The 21,641-nt window shown below is 59.7% G+C and carries 21 protein-coding genes; 9 read left to right on the plus strand and 12 right to left on the minus strand.

Annotated features, from left to right (window positions below; genetic code table 11):
• The first annotated feature begins 159 nt into the window (after positions 1-159).
• Positions 160-2,988 (plus strand): isoleucine--tRNA ligase, encoded by a 2,829-nt coding sequence (gene ileS, locus H8K11_08130; protein ID MCS6263712.1) that lies wholly within the window; start codon positions 160-162, stop codon positions 2,986-2,988.
• Entirely contained in the window at positions 2,985-3,506 is a 522-nt protein-coding gene (lspA, locus tag H8K11_08135) for a signal peptidase II (protein MCS6263713.1), read from the plus strand. Before ileS ends, lspA begins: the two co-directional genes overlap by 4 nt.
• A gap of 50 nt (positions 3,507-3,556) precedes the next feature.
• On the opposite strand, the gene H8K11_08140 is transcribed toward lspA, so the two are convergent.
• Together H8K11_08140 and H8K11_08145 are read right to left on the minus strand one after the other, a co-directional pair.
• Positions 3,557-3,823 (minus strand): DUF2024 family protein, encoded by a 267-nt coding sequence (locus H8K11_08140; GenBank protein ID MCS6263714.1) that lies wholly within the window; start codon positions 3,821-3,823, stop codon positions 3,557-3,559.
• A 29-nt stretch (positions 3,824-3,852) separates the two neighbouring features.
• Positions 3,853-4,725, minus strand: a complete 873-nt coding sequence (locus H8K11_08145) for an undecaprenyl-diphosphate phosphatase (GenBank protein ID MCS6263715.1) — start codon at positions 4,723-4,725, stop codon at positions 3,853-3,855.
• Between the two features lie 257 nt (positions 4,726-4,982).
• On the opposite strand from H8K11_08145, the gene H8K11_08150 reads away from it, so the two are divergent.
• The 4 genes from H8K11_08150 to H8K11_08165 all read left to right on the plus strand — a co-directional run bounded on the left by H8K11_08150 (position 4,983) and on the right by H8K11_08165 (position 9,138).
• On the plus strand, positions 4,983-5,711 hold the full coding sequence (locus tag H8K11_08150; protein MCS6263716.1) for a hypothetical protein: 729 nt from the start codon (positions 4,983-4,985) through the stop codon (positions 5,709-5,711).
• 187 nt (positions 5,712-5,898) lie between these two features.
• Entirely contained in the window at positions 5,899-7,173 is a 1,275-nt protein-coding gene (locus tag H8K11_08155; GenBank protein ID MCS6263717.1) for an efflux RND transporter periplasmic adaptor subunit, read from the plus strand.
• A gap of 11 nt (positions 7,174-7,184) precedes the next feature.
• Complete coding sequence (locus H8K11_08160) at positions 7,185-7,895, plus strand: ABC transporter ATP-binding protein (GenBank protein ID MCS6263718.1); 711 nt, start codon at positions 7,185-7,187, stop codon at positions 7,893-7,895.
• A gap of 7 nt (positions 7,896-7,902) precedes the next feature.
• Positions 7,903-9,138, plus strand: a complete 1,236-nt coding sequence (locus H8K11_08165) for an ABC transporter permease (protein ID MCS6263719.1) — start codon at positions 7,903-7,905, stop codon at positions 9,136-9,138.
• Between the two features lie 72 nt (positions 9,139-9,210).
• Here H8K11_08165 and H8K11_08170 read toward each other — a convergent pair whose 3' ends face one another.
• The 5 genes from H8K11_08170 to H8K11_08190 form a co-directional block, all read right to left on the minus strand.
• Complete coding sequence (locus H8K11_08170; protein ID MCS6263720.1) at positions 9,211-10,449, minus strand: DUF3391 domain-containing protein; 1,239 nt, start codon at positions 10,447-10,449, stop codon at positions 9,211-9,213.
• A gap of 96 nt (positions 10,450-10,545) precedes the next feature.
• Complete coding sequence (locus tag H8K11_08175) at positions 10,546-11,010, minus strand: RusA family crossover junction endodeoxyribonuclease (protein MCS6263721.1); 465 nt, start codon at positions 11,008-11,010, stop codon at positions 10,546-10,548.
• A 153-nt stretch (positions 11,011-11,163) separates the two neighbouring features.
• Complete coding sequence (locus tag H8K11_08180; GenBank protein ID MCS6263722.1) at positions 11,164-11,604, minus strand: division/cell wall cluster transcriptional repressor MraZ; 441 nt, start codon at positions 11,602-11,604, stop codon at positions 11,164-11,166.
• Between the two features lie 148 nt (positions 11,605-11,752).
• On the minus strand, positions 11,753-12,097 hold the full coding sequence (locus H8K11_08185; protein ID MCS6263723.1) for a zinc ribbon domain-containing protein: 345 nt from the start codon (positions 12,095-12,097) through the stop codon (positions 11,753-11,755).
• 2 nt (positions 12,098-12,099) lie between these two features.
• Positions 12,100-12,912: a ComF family protein gene (locus H8K11_08190; GenBank protein MCS6263724.1), complete on the minus strand. Its 813-nt coding sequence runs from the start codon at positions 12,910-12,912 to the stop codon at positions 12,100-12,102.
• A 219-nt stretch (positions 12,913-13,131) separates the two neighbouring features.
• On the opposite strand from H8K11_08190, the gene H8K11_08195 reads away from it, so the two are divergent.
• A complete protein-coding gene (locus H8K11_08195; GenBank protein MCS6263725.1) occupies positions 13,132-13,812 on the plus strand; it encodes an ABC transporter ATP-binding protein in 681 nt (226 codons plus the stop codon).
• 144 nt (positions 13,813-13,956) lie between these two features.
• The gene (locus H8K11_08200) at positions 13,957-14,883 is read left to right on the plus strand and encodes a dihydroorotate oxidase (GenBank protein ID MCS6263726.1); all 927 of its coding nucleotides are present in this window, start codon (positions 13,957-13,959) and stop codon (positions 14,881-14,883) included.
• Positions 14,884-14,926: 43 nt separating this feature from the next.
• Here the strand turns inward: H8K11_08200 and H8K11_08205 are convergent, their stop codons facing one another.
• Positions 14,927-15,262: a response regulator transcription factor gene (locus tag H8K11_08205; protein MCS6263727.1), complete on the minus strand. Its 336-nt coding sequence runs from the start codon at positions 15,260-15,262 to the stop codon at positions 14,927-14,929.
• 98 nt (positions 15,263-15,360) lie between these two features.
• On the opposite strand from H8K11_08205, the gene H8K11_08210 reads away from it, so the two are divergent.
• Positions 15,361-18,006, plus strand: a complete 2,646-nt coding sequence (locus tag H8K11_08210; protein MCS6263728.1) for an ABC transporter permease — start codon at positions 15,361-15,363, stop codon at positions 18,004-18,006.
• Here H8K11_08210 and bioB read toward each other — a convergent pair.
• The 4 genes from bioB to nadD form a co-directional block, all read right to left on the minus strand.
• The gene (gene bioB, locus H8K11_08215; GenBank protein ID MCS6263729.1) at positions 17,997-19,028 is read right to left on the minus strand and encodes a biotin synthase BioB; all 1,032 of its coding nucleotides are present in this window, start codon (positions 19,026-19,028) and stop codon (positions 17,997-17,999) included. The genes H8K11_08210 and bioB overlap by 10 nt on opposite strands.
• A gap of 100 nt (positions 19,029-19,128) precedes the next feature.
• Positions 19,129-20,529: a tetratricopeptide repeat protein gene (locus H8K11_08220; GenBank protein MCS6263730.1), complete on the minus strand. Its 1,401-nt coding sequence runs from the start codon at positions 20,527-20,529 to the stop codon at positions 19,129-19,131.
• Position 20,530: 1 nt separating this feature from the next.
• Entirely contained in the window at positions 20,531-20,953 is a 423-nt protein-coding gene (gene rsfS / locus H8K11_08225; protein ID MCS6263731.1) for a ribosome silencing factor, read from the minus strand.
• Positions 20,940-21,620 (minus strand): nicotinate-nucleotide adenylyltransferase, encoded by a 681-nt coding sequence (nadD, locus tag H8K11_08230; protein ID MCS6263732.1) that lies wholly within the window; start codon positions 21,618-21,620, stop codon positions 20,940-20,942. Before nadD ends, rsfS begins: the two co-directional genes overlap by 14 nt.
• Between the last annotated feature and the right edge of the window lie 21 nt (positions 21,621-21,641).

A 21,641-nucleotide genomic window follows, 5' to 3' on the forward strand; every position in this document is an offset into this window, starting at 1 on the left:
AGCGTTCATGAAGAGCCAAAAGCACGACAGTATTTGAGTCAATCAGGGCTTGATAGGTTTCCCCCCATAACAAACCACTGGTTCCTCTCGCCTCGTTTCGGTATAGTCCTCTCTTTACGCGCACTTCATGACTCTTTTGTCCCTCAGATAGATCATCCTATGGACTATAAAGCGACCCTCAACTTGCCGAAGACCGACTTCCCGATGAAGGCGAATCTGCCGCAGCGGGAACCGGAGATGCTCGCCCGGTGGACTCAGGAAAAGCTCTACGAGCGTATCCAGGAATCCCGTCAGGGGTTCCCGCGCTATGTGTTGCACGACGGGCCACCCTATGCGAACGGGCGGATCCACATCGGCCACGCGCTGAACAAGATTCTGAAAGACATCATCATCAAGTCGAAGACGATGTCGGGGTATCAAGTCCCCTACGTGCCCGGCTGGGATTGTCACGGTCTGCCGATCGAACATCAGGTCCTGAAGGAGCTGGGCGACAAGAAACGGGATCTGGATGCCCTCGCGATCCGCAAGCTCTGTAAGGAATATGCCGAGAAATATGTCTCGATTCAGCGGGAAGAATTCCAACGGCTGGGCGTGTTGGGCGACTGGCAGCAACCCTATCTCACGTTGAATCCTGCCTATGAGGGCACGATCATCCGCGAGTTCGGACGGTTTGTGGAGCGGGGCGGGGTCTACAAGGGCCTGAAGCCTGTGTTGTGGTGTACCCAAGATCAGACGGCATTGGCCGAGGCCGAAGTCGAGTACGAGAACCACACGTCGCCCTCTGTCTATGTGAAGTTCCCGTTGGTAAGTCCGCCAGACGTGCTCCAAAAGACAGCATTTAAGGACATCGCATTTGCGAACACGGTCAAGAAGATTTCTGTCGTAATTTGGACCACGACACCATGGACTTTGCCAGCGAACCAGGCAATCTGCCTCCATCCTGATCTCGATTACGTTTTTGTCCAGCTTGATGGAAGCGATGAAGCTTTCATCATGGCCAGAGGTCGTGTTGAGAGTGTGCTAGCGGAATGGGGTGCCAAGAATCCCACTCTTTTCGGGCAACGGAAAGGGCGGGAAGGATTTGAAGGCCTAGAGACGCAACGTCCCTTAAGCCATGGCCTTTCGCCGATTCTTCTGGGAGACTTTGTCACGTTGGAGCAGGGAACGGGCTGTGTCCACATTGCGCCGGGCCACGGTATGGAAGACTACCTACTGGTGCTGGATCACAATGCCAAGGCCAGCGTCGGTGAGCGGCTCGAAATCCTGGCGCCGGTGGATAACGGCGGGAAGTTCACGGCCGCGGTTCCTGAGTTTGTCGGGCAGCATGTCTTCAAAGCCAATCCCAAAATCGTGGAGCGCCTCAAGGAGAACGGGCGGTTACTCGGGCATGGTTCGCTCAACCACTCCTATCCGCATTGCTGGCGCTGCAAGCAGCCGGTCATCTTCCGCGCGACCGAACAGTGGTTCGTCTCGATGGAGACGAATGAACTGCGGAAAGAAGCGTTGGCGGAGATTGAGCGGGTGCGCTGGATTCCGGCCTACGGGCGCGATCGGATCAACGGAATGATCGAGAACCGGCCTGACTGGTGCCTCTCGCGTCAGCGTGTCTGGGGTACGCCGATCCCCGGTTTTACCTGCGTGAAATGCGGCAAGGTCTTGGCCCACCCCCGTGTGATCGATCATGTCGCGGACTTGATCGGACAACATGGTACAGACTATTGGTTTGCCAACCAGGCTGCCGCGTTGCTGCCTGCCGGGACTCAGTGCGAAGGTTGCGGTGGGACGGAATTTGAAAAGGAACGCGACATTCTGGACGTGTGGTTCGAGTCCGGCGTGAGTTATGCGACGGTGCTCAAGCCTCGGCAATGGTGGCCGGCGGATCTGTATCTGGAAGGGTCCGATCAGCATCGTGGCTGGTTCCATAGCGCCTTGCTGGCGGGGGTCATCACCGATCATCAAGCGCCTTACAAGGCCGTGCTCACGCATGGATTTGTATTGGACGGGGCTGGACGGAAGATGTCGAAATCGGCGGGTAACGTCGTCGCGCCGCAGGATGTGATCAAGCAATCGGGCGCGGAGATCCTTCGTCTCTGGGTGTCGGCCCAGGACTATCGTGAGGACCTGCGGATTTCCCAGGAGATCCTGAACCATCTCATTGAGGCCTACCGGAAGATCCGCAACACCTGCCGGTTCCTGTTGAGCAATCTCTACGACTTCGATCCCGCGCAGCATCGCGTGCCGTTCGATCAGTTGCCCGAATTAGACCGCTGGGCGCTGATGCGGTTGGGCGACCTGATTCCGCGGGTGCGTAAGGGGTACGACGACTTCGAGTTCCATACGATCTTTCATGCGTTGAACAACTTCTGTTCCGTCGATTTGAGCGCGGTCTACCTCGATATCCTGAAAGACCGGCTCTACACGTTCCGCAAGGATTCGCCGTTGCGGCGCGGCTCGCAGACCGTCTTGTTCGACATTCTGGTGGCCCTCACGAAGTTGATGGCGCCGGTGCTGAGTTTCACGTCGGAAGAAATCTGGCGGATGCTGCCGGAGTCGGTGCGGGTGGACTCGAAGGCCGACAGCGTGCATCTGGCCATGTTCCCTGAAGTCGATCCGCGTTGGGCGGATGCGAAGCTGGCTGAGCGGTGGGAGCAGTTGCTTGAAGTGAGAACGGCAGTCCAGGCGGCATTGGAAGTGCAACGTCGTGAGAAGGTGATCGGGTCGCCGCTGGAAGCGCGGGTCGTGATCGACGCGAATGCCGACCGATATGAGTTACTCCGGTCCTATGGACAAGACCTGGCGTCGTTTTTTATCGTCTCTGATGTCGAACTGAGGCTCGTGCACCATTTGCCGGTCAAGCCAGACTTCTCGATTACGGTGCAGAGGGCCGTCGGGGTGAAGTGTGAACGGTGCTGGAATTATCGCGGATCGGTCGGAAGCTTTCCGGACCATCCGACTCTTTGTGACCGTTGTGTTGAGGCGGTCCGTTGAGCAACTCCGTCCGCTATCTCCTGCTCGGTTTACTGAGTCTGGCAATTGTCGTACTGGATCAGGTCACGAAGCTCTCTGTCATGGAGTCCATGCGGCTCCATGAATCGATTCCGGTCATCGCCAACTTCTTCAGCATCACCTACATCCGGAATCCCGGTGCGGCTTTCGGGTTTCTCTCCTCCAGCAGCAGTTCGTTCCGGTTCATCTTTTTCGGTGTGACGTCGGTCTTTGCCGTAGGCCTGCTGGGCACGATTCTGGTCCGCATGCCGAAGGATGATTGGATGGGGCGGCTGAGCGTGGCGGCAATTCTCGGCGGGGCGATCGGGAACTTACTGGACCGCTTGCGGTACGGGGAAGTGATCGACTTTCTGGACTTTTATTTCAACGCCTACCATTTCCCTGCATTTAACGTCGCCGACTCGGCGATCACCGTCGGGGTGGCATTTCTGATTCTGCACTTTGCGCTGGAGAAGGAGCCGGAGGCGACGCCGGTGGTTCCCGATAACCCGCCTTCCTGACGGCACGCGGACAAAGTTCGTCGGCAGCGTTCTCGCGTTGTTTTTCCCGATCAGGCCGGCATCGTAATGATGAAGCCGCCCTGCTCCCGAAACTGGCGCTGCTGCTCTTCCGAAAACATGACGAGCGGTTCGCTGTGGCAGAACTGGCATTCCTTAAGGGTGATGACCGCGTTCGGTTCACCGATTCCCACCAGATATTGCTTGGCGAGGACCAGAGCCTTTTCCTGACTTGTGGTCATCACGTCGAAGTGCAGTTTGCCGTTCTTTCCTTTAACCCAGGTATCGTACACGTGGACGCTGTCCATTTGGTTTGCCATGGTCACTCGGCTCCTTGGTATGAGTGTAGTTAGCGGACGACCAGCAGCACGATGACGCCCAGCACCATGCGGTAGTAGGCGAAGACGCTCAGGCTGTGGCGTTGCACATAGGTGAGAAAGGCCGCGATGACGGCCCAGGCGACGGCGAACGAGACCACCAGGCCGATCCCGAGCGCGACGTAATCGTCCTGGCTGAAGGCGGCTTGGGATTTCAGCATTTGGTAAATGGTGGCAATGATCATCGTCGGCAGTGCCAGGAAGAAGGAGTATTCCGTGGCGACGCGGCGATCGAGACCGGCCAGCAGTCCGCCGACAATCGTGGAGCCGGAACGGGACATGCCGGGAATCAATGAGGCGCATTGGGCGATGCCGACCCAGATCGCCAAGCGGGGCGTGACCTGGAGCAGTTCCTTCACACGTACGCGGTCCCGCATCCGTTCGACCACCAGGATGATGATGCCGCCGACGATCAGCGAAATCGCCACGGTCGTCGGTGAGAAAAGATAGGCCTTGATGGACTTATGGGCGAGGAATCCCACGAGCGCTGCGGGCAAGAAGGCCAATCCTAAGCCGATGACAAACCAGAGGTTCGGCTGGGCTTGAATGGACTGCTGAATGAGAGTTGTCCACGAGGCATTACCTCGGGCGGCCACGAGCGACCGGAAGTCACGCTGTTCACGGAATGCATGCGAGGCCAGCGAGGCCAGCTTGGTGCGTTCGTAGGCGATGATGGCGAGGATGGATCCTAGCTGGATCGAAATCTCGACGTTCGAAGCGATGTCTCCGGTGAATCCGAGCGCGTGTCCGACGAGAATGAGATGGCCTGTCGAGGAGACGGGAAGAAATTCCGTCAGTCCTTCGATGATGCCGAGAATGATCGCGAGCTCCGGGCCCCAATTCATCATAATAGTCTGCTTAGGATGGTCTGTGAGTGTGCTGCTGGTCGGTTACGGGGTTTTGCTGAACGGTGAGTGCATATTCCCAGACTGCTCCCTGGCAGTCAAGCTTCGTCGAAATTTGCGGAGTCGCCAGGGGCTGTGAGCGACGCACCGGCAGGCGCTTCGCAATCGGCAAACTTGTTGACAAAGTTGAGATGATGGCATACACACAACAAGAGAGAAGAGGTCCGATCGGTCCAGATCGAACAGGGGAGGGTCGCATGAGGCATGTGTGGATGGCTGGGCTCGCGCTGATGAGTGCGATGGCCGTCAGCGGGTGCGTAAGTGACAAGAAATACCATGAGGCGCTTGCCGATGCAGACACCGTCCGGGGAGACCTGGAGCGGGCGCGGGCGCAGAAGAATGCGCTGGAGCAACAGGTCAAGACGCTGAAAGATCTCAACGCCAAGTTCGGTTCGGAAAGCCAGATCGCTCGGGATGAACTGCAGCGGATCCAGCATGGCCGGGACAAGGAGCGGGATACGATCGAGGTCCGGACCAAGGAATTGGAAGATAAGGTCAAGCAGCTGAGCGCGCAGAATCGAAACATCAAGCAGGAGTATGACGAGGCTCGCCGGCACAATGAGCAACTGAAGGCGTTGGTCGCGCGGTATCAGAAAGAGATGAAGGAGCGTTCGAGGTCCCTGAGTTCCTCGGCTCCCGCGGAATTGACCGCGCCGTTGTCCGGTGGTGCATCCTCGGCGAAATCGGCGCCATCGTCGAATCCGTTCGGTGGGCCGGTCGAGGCTGCGGCTCCGCCGGTGTCCTTGCTGAATATCAACAAAGCGCCGTCGACCGATTTGGTTCTGACGCTGGGTGTCAGTCAGGATGTGGCCGACCGGATCGTGAGTAATCGCCCGTACCGTGTGAAGGGTGAGCTGGTGGCCAAGAACGTGGTTCCGAAGGACGTCTTTGACGATATCAAGGACCGCATCACGGTCAGTCCCTAGTCGTGCCCTGAATGTCCGCGCATAGCGGACCGAGGAGTTCGAAAGGCCGTTTGCCGTCGCAGGCAAACGGCCTTTGTGTTTTCTGCGCCGGCGCTGTTCTGCCGGGCCCGACCGGGTGGCGATGCTGCATCGCAAAATCGTTTCCTGCTAGAATGGCCGCATTGTTCGAGGAAGAAGGGGCCTGTCCATGCGTCGGATCGGGGTCATCGTCGGAGTCCTTGCGCTGGGTCTTGCCATCGCCGGGTATGTGTTTTTCAACGGCGAGCGAAAGGCCGTTGTGCGCTACCGCACGGTTCCTGTCGAACGGGGCACCATTGTCTCGCTGGTCACGGCGACCGGGACGATCAATCCCATCACCACGATTCAGGTCGGGAGTCAGGTCTCCGGCATGATCGAGAGCCTCCATGCGGATTTCAATTCCAAAGTGACCGCCAACCAAGTGGTGGCGCGTATCGATCCCTTTCCCTACCAAGCCCGTCGCGATCAAGCGCTCGCCAGTTTGGCGAACGCGAAGGCGGCGTTCGAGAAGGCACGGATCGATCTGGCCCAACGGCGTCGGGAACTGGACCGGGCCAAGTCGCTGATCGGCCAGCAATTCATCTCGCAGAACGAAGTGGACGTCGCGTTGACCGCCTCAGAAGGCGCGGTGGCGCAGCTCAAAGTCACGGAGGCTGCCGTCAAGCAGGCGGAAGCGATGCTGCAGGCGGCCGAGTTGGATTTGAAGTATACGGTGATCCGTTCACCGGTTGACGGCGTGGTGATTTCGCGCCTCGTCGAGGTCGGGCAGCGTATCGCAGCCAGCTTTACCATACCCATGCTGTTTCTGATCGCCGAAGATGTCACGAAGATGCAGGTCGATACCAACGTCAGCGAGGCCGATATCGGCGGGATCGCCGAGGGAAAAGCGGCTTCGTTCACCGTGGACGCCTACCCGGGAGAGCAGTTTCACGGCCGGGTGAGACAGGTGAGAAATGCGCCGATCAATATTCAGAATGTGGTGACCTACGATGTCGTGGTCGAGTTCGATAACCCGGCGTTTCGTCTGAAGCCGGGCATGACGGCGAACGTCTCCATTGTCGTGGCGAAAAAAGAGAACATTCTCAAAGTGCCGAATTCGGCGCTCCGTTTTACCCCGCCCAAGACGGTGCGCGATGAACAGGCCTCGGGCAGACCCGCCAAGGGTGAGGGCGACGGCCGCATGTCCGGAGGCGCTGCTCCTGAACCAGGGCCTCGCCGGTTGGCCATTTGGAAGCAGGGGGCCGACGAGGCCTTGGAACGAGTTCCTGTCGAGATGGGTATTTCAGACGGGGCTTACGCTGAAATCGGTTCGGCTTCGATCAATGAGGGGGACCAGGTCATCATCGGGATCGACTCTCCGCGTGGGGATCGCAAGGGCGGTGACCTGCCGCCGGGATTCGGGTCCGGGCAACAGCGCGGCGCCCGGCGTGATCGCGGGCTCTAAGGGAAGGCTCCATGGCCTCGTTGATCGTCTGCGAAGACCTCTGGAAGATTTATCGTGTCGGCGACGTTGAGGTGCAGGCGTTGCGAGGTATCAACCTCACCATCGATCGCGGTGAATTTGTGGCGGTCATGGGCACGTCAGGATCGGGCAAATCGACCCTGATGAATATCCTGGGCTGTCTCGACCAGCCCACGCGTGGTCGATATGAGCTCGATGGCTTGGATGTGGCGACGGCGAAACCGGATCTCCTGGCCGAGCTTCGCAACCGGCAGATCGGTTTCGTATTTCAAAGCTTCAATCTGATTCCCCGAACCAGCGCGTTGGAAAATGCTCAATTGCCGCTGTTTTATCGAGGCCTCTCGATCAAAGCCCAGCGAAAACAGGCTGCCGCAGCGTTGCAGCGAGTCGGGTTGGGCGGCCGGGAGCAGCATTATCCCACCCAGCTCTCCGGAGGCCAGCAACAGCGTGTGGCCATTGCGCGGGCGCTGGTCGGGGCTCCTTCGATTCTTTTTGCCGACGAACCGACAGGCAACCTCGATACCGCATCGAGCCGGGAAATCATGAATATTCTCGAGGAACTCAACCGCGAGGATGGCATCACTATCATCCTGGTGACCCACGAATCCGATATCGCCGCCTACGCCTCACGCGAACTGGTCATGAAGGACGGTCAGATCGTGCAAGACGTACGGCGGGCCCCGCATCTCACGGTCGTGCGGTAGGACGCCCATGCCGGCTTTTATTCTTCTCACCGTGATGACCGCGCTGCGTATTCTCAGCCGGAATCGGCTTCGCGCCGGTCTGACCATGCTCGGCATCGTCATCGGTGTGGGCGCGGTGATTGCGATGGTGAGTATCGGGCAGGGCGCCCGCGCGGCGGTGCAGGCACAGGTGGCCAGCATGGGGACCAACGTAATCATCATCATGCCGGGCTCCACCACCGTCAGCGGGGTGCGGGGGGGACAGGGCGGGGCCGTGACGTTGACCGTCGGAGACGCAGCGGATTTGAAAAAACGGAGTCCCTTGTTGTCGGACACCGGCTGGGCCAAGCGGGATGTGATGCAGATCGTCAACGGCAACCGCAACTGGAACGGTCCCGTCAACGGGATCTCTCCGAGTTATCTGACGATTCGGGACTGGTCGTTCACCAGCGGAGGACCGTTCACCCAAACCGACTTGGAGAGCGCGGCCCGCGTGGCGCTGATCGGGCAGACGACGCTGGAAAATCTCTTTGATCCCGGCGAGGAGGCGATCGGTGCGACGATTCGCATCAAGAATGTGCCGTTTCAGGTTGTCGGCGTCTTGGCTCCGAAGGGCCAATCAGCGCAGGGCTCGGATCAGGACGATGTGATTTTTATCCCCTTCACGACTGCGGAGCGGAAGGTGTTCGGCAGTCAGTTCCTGGGATCGGTCGGGGCCTTGTTTGCGTCCACGGAACAGAGCGCGGATTTGCCCGAGGCGGTCGATCAGATTCGGGAGGTCTTGCGGGCGCGACATCGACTCCAGGGCGAGCAGGCGGACGATTTCACCATCCGGACGCAAGTCGATATCGGAAAGGTGCAGGAGAGCACGAGCCAGACGCTGACGGTCATGCTCTTTGCCATCGCGTCAGTATCGCTGCTGGTTGGCGGGATCGGCATCATGAATATTCTGCTGGTGTCGGTGACGGAGCGGACGAGGGAAATCGGAGTCCGCATGGCGGTGGGGGCCAAGCGGCTGCACATTCTGATGCAGTTTCTGATCGAGGCGGTCACGTTGAGTCTGTTCGGCGGTGTGATCGGTGTGGTCGTCGGCATCGTCGGGGCACGACTCACGACAGTGATCGCGGGATGGCCGACCATCATTTCGTTCGAGGCGATCATGACCGCCTTCGTGTTCTCGCTGGCCGTCGGACTGTTTTTCGGGCTCTATCCCGCCAACAAAGCCGCACGGCTCAATCCGATCGAAGCCCTGCGCTACGAATAACGCCCCAGCCTGAACCGGCAGTCTCCGGCCGTGAGATGGCTCCGGTGGGCTGTGAGCGTAGTTTGGAGGGGGTTAGTGAAAGGCTCGTTCGAATTCCGCTGGAATGGTACCCAGCACGGAACGTATCCCCCGGGGAGGAGCTTCCGTGTCCTGGTTGGCCAGATCGATGACGAGCGGGACGATGTAGGGTTCCCCCGAGGGATCGTGGGTGATGGTGACGATGGGCTGGTGCAGTTTTCCTGAGTTGATGACGGACACGATGGCCCGCTCGCCGGTGGTCAGTGAGACATAGCTATACACCGGATAAATTCCCATCACTTTGACGAAGAGCGAGATCAACCGGTTTTCGTATCTGCCTTCCTGCCCTTCTTGGTAGAGCCGCTGCAATGACTGGTGCGGGGTGAGCGGCGACGCACCGCCGAATCCGGTCAGCAACTCGTCGTAGCGATCCGTGACCATCACAATCCGTGTCATGTCGGAGGTGAATGCGCCGCCGGTTTCTGCGGGGAATCCGCTTCCATTCAAATAGGCATGGTGCTCGGCCACAATCTGTTCCACCGCCGGTGAGAAGCCGTTCCGGCGTTCGAGCAGAATGGCGCCCCCGCGCGCGTGGGCTTCATAGGTCTGCCGGTTCTGTTCGGAGAGGGTGGTCGAGGTGTCGTGAATCCGTTGGAGAACGTTCGGCGGGACCTGCATGAGGCCGATGTCGTGAAGCAGTGCGCCGGTGGCTAACTCCTGGATGGCCAGGAGGTTGTAGTCTGCCGCGTGAGCCAGAATCATTGAAAAGCTGCAGGTGGCCAGGGCGTGCTGGCTGAGCGGGGCATTGCCCGCGCGCCCTTGGTTGAACGCCATGAACAGGGCATGGGTGTTGAGCGCTTGGGCGACGGCACTGATCGCATGCACGGTGTGTGTGGCTTCTTCCGGATCGACGACGCCTGTTTGCGCGATGCGTGAGAAGGTGTTCTGCACCGACGCTTCGAGTTGAGCCCGTGCGGTTCTGGCTGCCAATAGCTCTTGCGTCATCGCGGCAAGGGAGCGGACCTCCGTCGCGTGAGGCGACGGGGCGGCCGGCGTCTGAGTGATGCCGTGTGGTTCGTCCTGTGCCGACGTCGAGGTGCCTGGGATATCCAGGCCCCGGGCGGGGTCGATGGACAGGTGTTTGACTCCGGCACGCCGTAATTTCTCGATCTGCTCGTCGGTCCGGATCAGGAACGAGTGCCGCATGAAGGGCGAACGGAACCAGGCTACGTCGATTTTGGCGACGTGCATGCCGATCTGGAGCGCATCGATGTCGATCGGTCGGTATGCCATAACGTCCGGGCGTTGCGGGCCTGCCGCTCTTTTGCGGTCTTCTTGCGCTGTGTTATCGATCTCGCCGACTGTCGGATTGAGGGGCCGGGGGCACCACTAGCGGGCCTCAAGCGAGGTGAGACTAGCTGAGCCGGGTGCTGCAGGCGGCGCCACCGACAACAGTACTTCCATGCGAGGATTGTCGCGATCCTGATACTTGTAGAGGTGCGTTTCGACCACCCGATTGTCGTTCAGTCCCAGGCCCTCACATAAGGCGTCTTGCGCGATCTTGAGTCCTCCGTCGGTATCCCGACGCAGGGCCGAGGTGAAGAAAAACTGAATGGATAACGCGAGGCTCGACTGGCTCAAGGTTCGCCTTAGAGTACCACGATGAGGCGATTGGGCAAGCGCAACCAGAATTTGTTGCCCGACCAATTCCTTGAACGCACGGCCTTTGGCGGAGAGCAGACGGCGCCCGTTGGCCGTGGCATATTGGTGATTGATGCTGGGCGGGACGGGTAACGTCAGCGCAATGGAATCTGCCGTCACTCGAACGGACGGTGGGTCGGTCGTGACGGCCATTGCCGGAGTACGCGTGCGGATGGCTGTGCGCGGGAGAACTGATTCCTGCGCGGAAAACGGTGCCTTCTGAGCCGGGGGTCTGAAGGAGGTTGTTCGAATCGGGATTGAGGACTGTCGATGGCGGGACACGCGGCGCAAGAGCCTGCCTATCAACTAGAGAAGATTTTGGATCTTCGCCATATCCTGCTCGTACCGGTCTTCCGTTCTGGTGAGATACCGTCGCCATTCCGACGGACCCCAGACTTCCAGACGGTGGTACATGCCCACGAGGAAGATTTCCTGATCTTCATCCATGGGGACGAGCTTGCGAAGACGGCTCGGGATCAGCACACGGCCGGCCTTGTCGATATCCGAGGTGCCGGCTTGCGACATCACATGATGCATGAACAGGCGGCTCTGGTCCTCGTCCAGGGTAATTCTGGTCCGTTCCAGGACCTTTTCCCATTCCTTGGCTGAGTACATCCAGAGTGTCTGCTCGGTATTCTTCACGAACATGACCTGATTGCCCTCGGCCTCGAGCCGTTCTCGAAGGGGGGAGGGGATCAGGAAGCGTCCCTTGTCGTCGACTTTGCAGAGGTATTCGCCGGCAAACATTATCGGCAGCCTCGCTCGTGAGGGCGGCTATCGTGACGAGTCGATGGAGCTGTACGTAGGCGCATAGGAATCAGCCGAGTAGCCATTTCTTCGCTGATGGTAGGAGACAAGGCCAATCCTGTCAAGTGAATATTCATGACCGGGGCGGTCACTCGCAGTCGGTCTGGTCCATTCCGGGTGGAGCAGCGCCTCCTCCTTCCATCACCGCTTCGACGTCATCGCCGAGGTCTTCTCCCATTTCCTGCCCCATTTTTTTCATGAGCCGGGCCATACTCTGCGGGTCGTTTTCGTCAAATCCGCTCAGATTGCTTGGATCGGACAGGGCTTCCAGGCGTGCTTCGTCCGATTTGGGAGAGGCAAACCTGGAGAGCAGTCGCTCCAGATCCGGGCTCTGACAGTGGCCGCATGTCTGTTGCGGCGCAGCGCTGATGCTGAGGATCAGGCGGGTGGTTCGTTTCCCACATTGGCGACAGCGATATTCGTAGATCGGCATAACTACACCTTCAGGGCGTGCAGTTGATCGAAGGCTGATGGAGGGAGCCAGGTATCAGGCACCATGCCGGCCTCCACGGAACGCGCGAGCGTGAGCACGGCGACGTCTTCGGCGCCGGCGTTGAGCAGGATTTTGGCGCATTCGTTGGCGGTGGTGCCGGTGGTGAAGACATCGTCGATGAGGAGGATGCGCTTGCCGGTCACCTCCCCTGGGGCGCGCAGGGCGAACGCCCGGTGAAGGTTCTGCAGGCGTGCGGAGCGGGGGAGCGTGGTCTGGGGGTCGGTATCGACGATGCGAACCAGGTTTCGATAGGATACGGGTCTCTTCAATACAGGTCCGATGCGGTCGGCGAGCAAGAGGGATTGATTGAATTCTCGCTGTCGAAGGCGGTTGGGGTGGAGCGGGATCGGCATGAGGAGATCCGCATCCAGGTTTGCGGGAAGAGCCTGGGCGAGCAACGCACCTAGCGCATCCGCCAGCACTACCTTCCCGTGATATTTGAAGAGGGCAATGGCGTTCTGGAGCGGAGAGCAGTAAGCATAGGCTGCCCACACCTGCGAATAGTGCGGTGCACGGGTACGGCAGTCATGGCATTCGTGAGTCGGGCTATGGGCTGTAGCGTATGGAGACGCGAAGGGGCGGTGGCATCGCGGGCAGGCCGGCCCCTGCAACGGTCGAATCAGCCCCCAGCATCGGCGGCAGAAAAACGGTGTGGGATCGTCCGTGAGAGGTTGTTCGCACGTGGTGCAGTCCGACGGGAGCAGGAGTCGTGTGGCCTGCCTGATGATGCCTGCGAGCAGTGCGTGTGAGGTCATTGCTAGATCCAAGAGGCGTGACGGACGCGCGTTGGGATTGTGTACGGAATACCCCTCAGCCGTCAAGGTTGTGGGGTGCGAACGGGGTGTGGTATAGGACCACTCGCCTGCATCGGGGCGGTTCCAAAGGGCTCGGCCATGTGCCGGTGGCACGCATCTGCCGGATGCTCCCGCACTCCCTTACGGCTATCGATTCCCATCATGCAAGATCCCACCAATATGCTGGTACGGGTACAGAATCTTTCGAAAGAATATCGCCGCGGGCAGACGCTTGTGTCGGCGCTGCAGGACGTGACCCTCGATGTGAAGGCGGGAGAGTTCTGTGCCTTCGTCGGGCCGAGCGGGTGCGGGAAGAGCACGTTGCTGAATCTGATCGGCGGGCTGGATCAGCCCACTTCGGGAACCATCGCCATTGAGAACCGGCTTGTGACCCATGCGAGCGCCACCGAATGGACCCGCTTGCGACGCGAGTTGATCGGAATCGTCTTTCAGGCCTTCCACCTGATTCCCGGCCTGACGGTTGCGGAGAATGTCGCACTGCCTTTGCTGCTGAGGGGGGAACGGGGGGCCGCGGTGGCCCAGCGGGTCAACGAAGTCCTGGAAGCGGTGCGGATGGACAGGCGACGTTCGCACCGGCCCGGCGAGTTGTCGGGAGGGGAGCAGCAGCGTGTCGCGATTGCCCGGGCGATCGTGCATCGGCCACGACTTGTACTGGCGGATGAACCGACCGGGAATCTCGATTCCAAACAAGGGGCGGACATCGTCAGCCTGTTCCGTACATTACCGCAACGGTTCGGTCACTCGGTGTTGCTGGTGACGCACAGTGACAGTGCGGCCGGCGCAGCCGACTATGTGTGGCATATGCGGGACGGCCGGCTGGTGAATTGTGTCCGGCAATAGGCCCGAGCGGTTGTGTACTATGTTCGTGAAGGCGGCTCGGCGTTCGGAGAGAGGCCTCATGACTAACGCGTGGCGAATTTTACAGAGGATAGGGGAGGAATGCCGACGGGATTGTTCCATGTCCTGTCGGGAGAAAGGATCAGCATGGATCTGAGTGTCACTATTGCGGGAATAAAGTTTCCGACCTGTTTCATGAATGCCTCCGGAGCGCTCTGTGTGACGCGGGAGGAACTCATTGCACTGGGGCGATCCCGTGCGGGCGCCATCGTGACTAAATCGATGACCCTGGAGCCACGGGTCGGTAATCCTGAACCGCGGTATTACGGATTTCCGGGGGGCTCCATCAATTCCATGGGGCTGCCGAATCTCGGGTATCGAGCCTACGCGGAGATGATTCCGGAACTCACCCGTTTCGGTAAACCCGTGATCGCCAGCATTGCCGGCCTGTGCGAGGACGACTTTCTCACGATGGCGCGTGCGATCAATCAGGCGCGGCCCGATCTCATCGAGGTCAATCTCTCCTGTCCGAACATTCCCGGTAAGCCGCAGATCGCCTATGATCCGGTCGATTCGGAACGGTTGCTCAAGCGGGTGCGACCGCTCATCACCGTCCCCATGGGCGTCAAACTACCGCCCTATTTCGATCCGGCGCACCACGCGGTGATGGCGGAGGTGATTCGACGCTGCGGGGTCGACTACCTCAATTTGATCAACTCTGTGGGCAACGGTCTGGTCGTGGACCCGAAGCGTGAAACGCCGGTCATCAAGCCGAAGGGCGGGTTCGGCGGGTTGGGAGGATCGTTGATCAAGCCGGTTGCGTTGGCCAATGTGCGGGCGTTCTGGAAGTTGCTGGAGGGACGTATCCCCATCATCGGGACCGGTGGAGTCGTGCAGGGGATCGATGCCTTCGAGCATGTGCTGTGCGGTGCGTCGGCGGTTCAGGTGGGGACGGCGCTGGTCGAAGAGGGTGTGGCGGTGTTTGAGCGATTGGAGCGCGAGCTGGCGGCTGAGTTGGCCGCCCGGGGCAAGCAGTCCCTTGAGGACTGTCGGGGGAAACTGAAAGAGCTGTAAAAAGGTGCGCCGGTTCCGCACACGAAACCGGCGCATGGAGTGTTTATCGGAAGGCGAAGTTCTTCGGAAGAAATCCCTGTTGCAACGCTTGACGGAGTAGCTGCGCGACATTGCGGACTTTCAATCGCCGCATCAGATTGAACCGATGCACCTCAACGGTGCGCACGCTGATGTCCAGGCGTCGGGCGATGTCGCGGTTGGTATTTCCTTGGGACACCAGTTTTAGAATTTCTTTCTGCCTGGGCGTCAGTCCCTCGGACCGTTTCGCGCGCACGGGCACCGGCTTTACGACCCTTGCGGGTTTTTTCTTCTTGGTCGATGAAGCGGCCTTGGAGGTCTTCGCGGGCTTTCTGGATTGAGGTCGTTTGCGTAGTGCCATATAGATATTGTACCCCAAATTCTACTGAACGTAATCTTAGCATATCTGGGTAAATCTGTAAAAATAATTACTAGAGTGTTGTTCCGGTAGGTCTGCCGATGCCGCTGATTTCCTCTGCCCTAGTCGAGGTCTGTGCCCGTCTTGGATGGACACATTTGTCCACTCATCCCGGTCGCACGCTTCTTACGATCATCGGCGTCGGGTTGGGCGTTGCGGCGACGATCGCGGTTCAGACTGCCAACGTGGACGTCCTGCGATCGTTCGAGGACTCAGTCTTAGCCGTGGCCGGTCCTGTCACGCTGGAGGTATCGGCCGGAGAAGCGGGCATGGATGAGCGCCTGATCGCTTCCGTGAGAGGTATCACCGGTGTGGATTCAGCTAAACCGGTGGGAGAGATCGGGGTTCGAGCGGCCGGCCGTTCCCAATCGTTCCTCATTCTTGGCCTGGACCTCCTGGAAGAGTTGAATGCCATGCAGGGGCGTCTCCCTGCGACGCTAGAGACTCTGTGGCGAGCAGGTGAGGGGGATGAAATGGAAGGCCTCCTGGCTCCAAGCGGAGTCCTGCTCGGGCAGGGGCTGGCCTCTGAGCTGGGAGTCGGATCAAAGGCCCTGCTAAACCTTGAGGCCGGTGGCCGGGAAGTGTCCGTTGTGGTCACAGGGGTGATGGGCCGTCGGGCCGGGGGGCCGTCGGCATGGGACCATCTGGCCGTGATGGATATTGCGGCTTTTCAACGGACCTTCGGTTTGAGCGGCCGGTTGGATCGAATCGACGTGGTGACGCAGCCCTCCGCGTCGGTCGAACAGGTGGCCGAAGCGATCGCAAGGATCCTGCCTCCGGCCGTCACGGTGCGCCGTCCGATCCAACGCAGCCAGCAAGTCGAATCGATGGTGGCTGCATTCCAATTGAATCTCTCTGTGCTGAGCATGGTGGGGCTCCTGGTCGGGATGTTCCTCATTTATAACACCGTGTCTTTCACCGTGGCGCAACGCCGGCGGGAGGTGGGAATCCTGCGCGCGATCGGGATGTCGGAGCCTATGGTCGTGGGCCTGTTCCTTGCGGAGGCGGGAGTATTCGGTGTGGCCGGTGGGGTTCTGGGGGGGACTCTGGGATTGGTTCTGGGGAATGTGCTCGTCGGTTTGGTCGGTCGGACCATTCAGGACCTCTATGTCCCGATGGCGGATGCGCCAAGAACCTTTGGTTTTCCGCCGGGATCAAGCCGGCTATTCATCGAAGCGATTGTGATCGGTGGCGGAGTGTCAATCCTGGGAGCATTGGGACCCAGTCTGGATGCCGGACGTACCATGGTGGTTGCGGCCCTTGCTCCCGGGGAATACGATGTGGCTCAGCGAGTTCGTGCTGCCTCACTGGGGGGCGTGGGTGGCGGTTTGCTGCTTTTCGCTGTGGGATGTGCGCTGGCCGGACCGGTCGGCGGGGTTCCGGTCTTCGGGTATCTGGCGACGTTCTGTCTGCTTGCCGGTCTCTCCTGCCTGGTTCCGATCCTCATGCAGTGGGTCTGCCGCACCCGAGAGTTGGGGGCCGCTTCCGCGTCGCCATCGTTGGGGGGCGCCATTCGCCACATTGCGCGGGAGCAGACGTCGCGGGGGATAGGCCGGAATGCGGTGACCGTCTCTGCCTTTCTCGTCGGGGTCGCGATTATGGTCGGGGTCATGGTGATGATTCGGAGTTTTCGCGACACGGTCGAGATGTGGATCGATCAGACGGTCATGGCCGATTTCATCGTAGCTCCGGCCGGATGGCCCCATGTGGTTCGCGGCGGGTCGTCGGGCCAAGCTTTGCCTGGTGCCTGGCGAACTCGCCTGGCCGGGTCAGCGCATGTGTCGGCGGTCGATGCGTACCGCGATGTGCGCATCGAAGTGGAGGGGCGGCCGACCGCGTTGGTATCCCGAGATTTAGCGCTTCATGGGGCACGCAGCCGCTATCTCTTTCTGGAAGGTGACTCGGCGGTAATTCTGAGTCGTGCCGCGGCGGGAGAAGGGGTCATCCTCTCGGAAGTGGTGGCTAATCACCTGCATGTGGTCAGGGATAGTCAGGTTTCGATTGCGACACCGGTGGGGGAAAAATCGCTGCCGGTTCTGGGGGTCTTTTACGACTACGCGACCGATGGCGGGAAGATTGTCATCGACCGGTCGTTATACCAACAATGGTGGAACGATGACGGCGTGACGGTGTTTCCTGTGTATATCGATCCGGGAGTCGACTTGGAACAGGCCAGGGCTGCCCTGCTTGAAACGCTGGCTGAGGGCTCCCGCGGGAGTCTGTTGCCGACGGTGTTGAGCAACGGAGAATTGCGCCGGGAAATTCTGCGAATTTTCGACCGGACCTTCACGTTGACCTATGTTCTGGAAGCCATCGCGGTCATCATCGCCATGCTGGGAATCATCAATACGTTGGTGACGTCGGTGGTCGAGCGGCGTCGGGAACTGGCCACGTTGCAGGCGCTTGGCAGCAGCCGGGGACAGATCACGGCCCTGATTCTCTGGGAAGCCGGCTATCTGGGGCTGTTGGGAACGGCGATGGGATTGCTCGGCGGGCTTGCGCTCGCCTGGATTTTAATCCGGGTCATCAACCGGCAGTCGTTCGGCTGGACGATCCAGATTTCATGGCCACTGGGGTTGATGGCGGAAGTGGCGGTCTTAGCCCTTGTGGCATCGCTCCTCGCCGGGTTCTGGCCGGCCCGTTGGGCCGGCCGGCAACCGCTGGTTGAGGGGCTCCGTTACGAATGAAGGCCCGCGACTGGCTCTGACGCAGGAACTCCCTCCTTGGTCGGCACTGCGTCCACCTGGATCTCGAACCCCAGGTCTTCGATCATTCGCCACACCTCTGCCGCCGGTTGACCCGGCGTGGTGAGGTATCCGTTGACAAACACTGAATCCGCCGGATAGAGCGCGAGCGGCTGCAAGCTGCGCAGGTTATGCTCGCGGCCTCCGGCGATACGGATTTCCGTTCGGGGGTGCAGGAATCGGAAGAGGCACAGGGCCTTCAGGCATCGTTGCGGCGTCAGCGGGGCACAATGCTCCATCGGAGTGCCGGATGCCGGGTGGAGTGTGTTGATGGGAATCGAGTCCGGTTTAACCTCACGGAGGGCCAACGCGAGGTCGATCAAGTCCTCATCGCTTTCTCCCATTCCGACGATACCACCGGAACAAATTTCGAGTCCGGCCGTCCGCGCATGACGGATGGTGGCCAGCCGGTCTTGGAAGGTGTGCGTCGTACAGATTTCCGGATGGTAGGCTTCGCTCGTGTTCAGGTTGTGATTGATTCGGTCCACCCCGGCAGCTTTCAAGTCCTTGGCCTGGCGTTCGTTGAGAAGACCCAGGGAGCAGCAGATCTGAATCGGAACTTCCTGTTTGATGGAGCGCACGGCGGAGGCGATATCGGCGATGTCCCGGTCGATCGGGCTGCGGCCGCTGATGACGATACAGTACCGTTGGGCCTTTGCGGCTGCCGCACGGCGGGCGCCGGTGACCATCTGGTCTTGCGAGAGCAGTCCATAGCGCTCGATCGGAGCCTTGGAGATGGCCGATTGCGAACAGTAGCCGCAGTCTTCCTGGCACGCGCCGCTCTTGGCGTTCAAGAGCATTTGCAGGCGAACCGTCTTGCCGAAATAGCGTTCACGAACGGTGAACGCCGCCTGCAGGAGTTCCAGCAGTCGAGAGTCCGGTGTCTGCAATACGGCGAGGGATTCCTCGTGGGTGAGTATTTCGTCCCGCAAGGCCTTATCGGCCAGGATGGTGAAGTCAGTCATGCACGCTACTCCTCGAAAAGACAGATCGAACCTTGATTCCCGATCGGGAGACCCGTGGGCGGAGGCCGTGTCTGTGAAAAGAAAAAAGGGCGGGGAAACCCTACACGGTTTCAAATGGAGATGCAATGCCTTGATAAGGGACGTTCGGGATGCGCGAAGCCTGGCCGTCCTGGTCGGTATCGGGCTGGTTCGCGTCCCGCCAGGGAAGGGCGACGTAGGTGTTCCATCGTCCGCATCGCCGGCAACGACCTGACCATTCGGCCAGTTCATGGTGGCACTGGGTGCATTGGTAGGGCACCACGACCCGTTTCTTGAAGCCCAAGGCCTTCTTGAGCTCTCCCACGGCCTCGTCCATGTGCTGCTTACGCAGGTACAAGTTGGCCATGATCTTATGGTAGTCGACGAGTTGCTCCTGCGTTCCGTCGAGCGTTGCGAGCACGTCATAGGCTTCATCGACCATTTCCAGCCGATAGTAAAGTTTCCCGAGGTAGAACTGGATCACGGCATTGTGGGGGTCCTGCTGGAGCGCCTCCTGGTAGACGCGGATGATCTCGTCCGGCTCGCCCAGCTCCAAAAAGAGTTCTTCCAGCCGGTGCAGGATGATGATGCTCCGAGTCTTGGCATAGATCTTCTTGAGAATTTCGACCGCGTTTTTGGTTTTTCCTTCACGGACTAGAATCTCACCGATACCGATGTAGGCCGGGAGGAACGTCCGATCTTTCTTGATCGCGCCACGGAAGTAGCGACGGGCTTTGTCCGGGTGTCCGCGTTCCAGGAGTTGCCGTCCGACTTCATACATACACCCGAGGAGCAAATTTGATTCGGCTCGCCGTTCGCTTTCCGGGAGGTTCGCTTTGACCAGCCGGTGTTGAATTTCGAGCGCATCGCTCCATTTCTCCAGCCGGATTTGCAGATCACGTTTGCGGATCAACGCCATTAGGTTATCCGGCTCGATGCGGAGAATGTTCTGGAGCGTTTGGAGCGCGTCCTCGTATCGTCGGGCGCCTTCCAGATCCTTGGCCAATTCGAGCAGGACTTCCACATTGCGTTCCTCAATGCGGTGGGCCTGCTGGTGGAGTCGGATCGCTTCCGTGAAATTGCTCTCGGAACGGTAAATGTTCCCGAGCCAGAGCAGCGAATCCGTTCGATTCGGATCGATCACCAGCGCGCGTTCAAACAGATTCACGGCATCGGCCGTCCGCTTGGACATGAAGGCGTGTGTCCCGTCCCGATGCAGGGCATCGACCTTCTCTTTGCGACGGACGAGGCGATTGGTCCGCCAATTCATGAACACATGAGAGGTTTCTTTGATCGTGACGATGAGGGCTACCAGTGTGGCGCCCAGGGCCATCGAGAACAGGACTAATGAGACGGGGCTCAGTTCGAACAGCGCGTCCGGGCTGGTCCGAACCGTAATGAAGCCGGGGTTGAGTTCGCGAAAATAGCTGTAGAGAAAGATGCCGACGCTGACGAGGAAGATCGTGGAGAGGAGCCGAAACATGCTAGACCCGTTTCCGGGTGCGCGCCGGACGTGTGGTGGTTCGTGTCGGGGGCGCGGCTTTTACCGCCCGCTCTTCCGGCAATCGAACTTGTCCCGCGTCGCCCCACAGTCGTTCGAGGGCGTAGTGTTCGCGAATATCCTTTTGGAAAATGTGGACGATCACGTCACCAAAGTCCATGACGACCCACTTGGCTGACGATGCACCTTCAGTGCTGAGCGGCCGGTGACCTTGTGCCGTGAGCACGTCGCTCACGTGGTCCGCCATGGCCCGCGCTTGACGCTCCGATTCCCCGGAACCGATGACCAGATAGTCGGCGACAGAGGTCAGTGTGGCGATATGCAGGATGAGAACATCGGTGGCTTTTTTGTCCAGGATGGCGCTTGCCACCGCGAGAGCTTTGGCCTTTGATTCAGAGACGCTCACTGTCCTCCCTGTATAACCCCTCGCGAAGTATATAGGATTCGACAGGGGTGGGCAACAGATTTGCCAGAGAGGCGCCGTTGCGCAGCCGTGCCCTGATCTCCGAGGCGGACACGTCGCAGGGGGGCAACCGCAGGAATGTGAGTGTCTGCCCGTTTGTAATGGCCACGTCCGCTCGTTCTTGTCGCGCTTCGTCCAGGGTGGTCAGGGTGGTTTGCGGCACGTCCCGGAAGAGCGGGATTGCGGCCATTGCCTGAAAGGTCGTGGAGGGTCTTGAAATGACGACGAAGTGGCAGCTCATCAGGAGAGTGTCCGCTTCTTTCCACGAGGGCAGGTCGAGAAACGCATCCAGTCCGATGATGAAAAAGAGGGCGCTCTTGGGGCCGTATTCCTGCTGGATCGCGCGGACCGTGTCGATGGAGTAGGACTTGCCGGCGCGTTGGATTTCAAGATCGGTGAGTGCGAATTCAGGGATGCCCTGGATGGCAAGCTGGACCATGCGGTACCGGTGCGAGGCTGCGGCCAGCGTGCCCGGTTGTTTGTGCGGGGGATCACCGGTCGGGATGAACAGCACGCGATCCAATTGCAGGAGCTGCCGGGCAGATTGGGCAATCGAGAGGTGGCACCGGTGGATCGGATTAAAACTGCCCCCCAAGAGTCCCAGGCGCATATCGAACGGGCTCCCTGCAAA

Origin of the sequence: Nitrospira sp., from assembly GCA_024998565.1 — a bacterium.
In the GTDB taxonomy this organism is placed as follows: domain Bacteria; phylum Nitrospirota; class Nitrospiria; order Nitrospirales; family Nitrospiraceae; genus Nitrospira_A.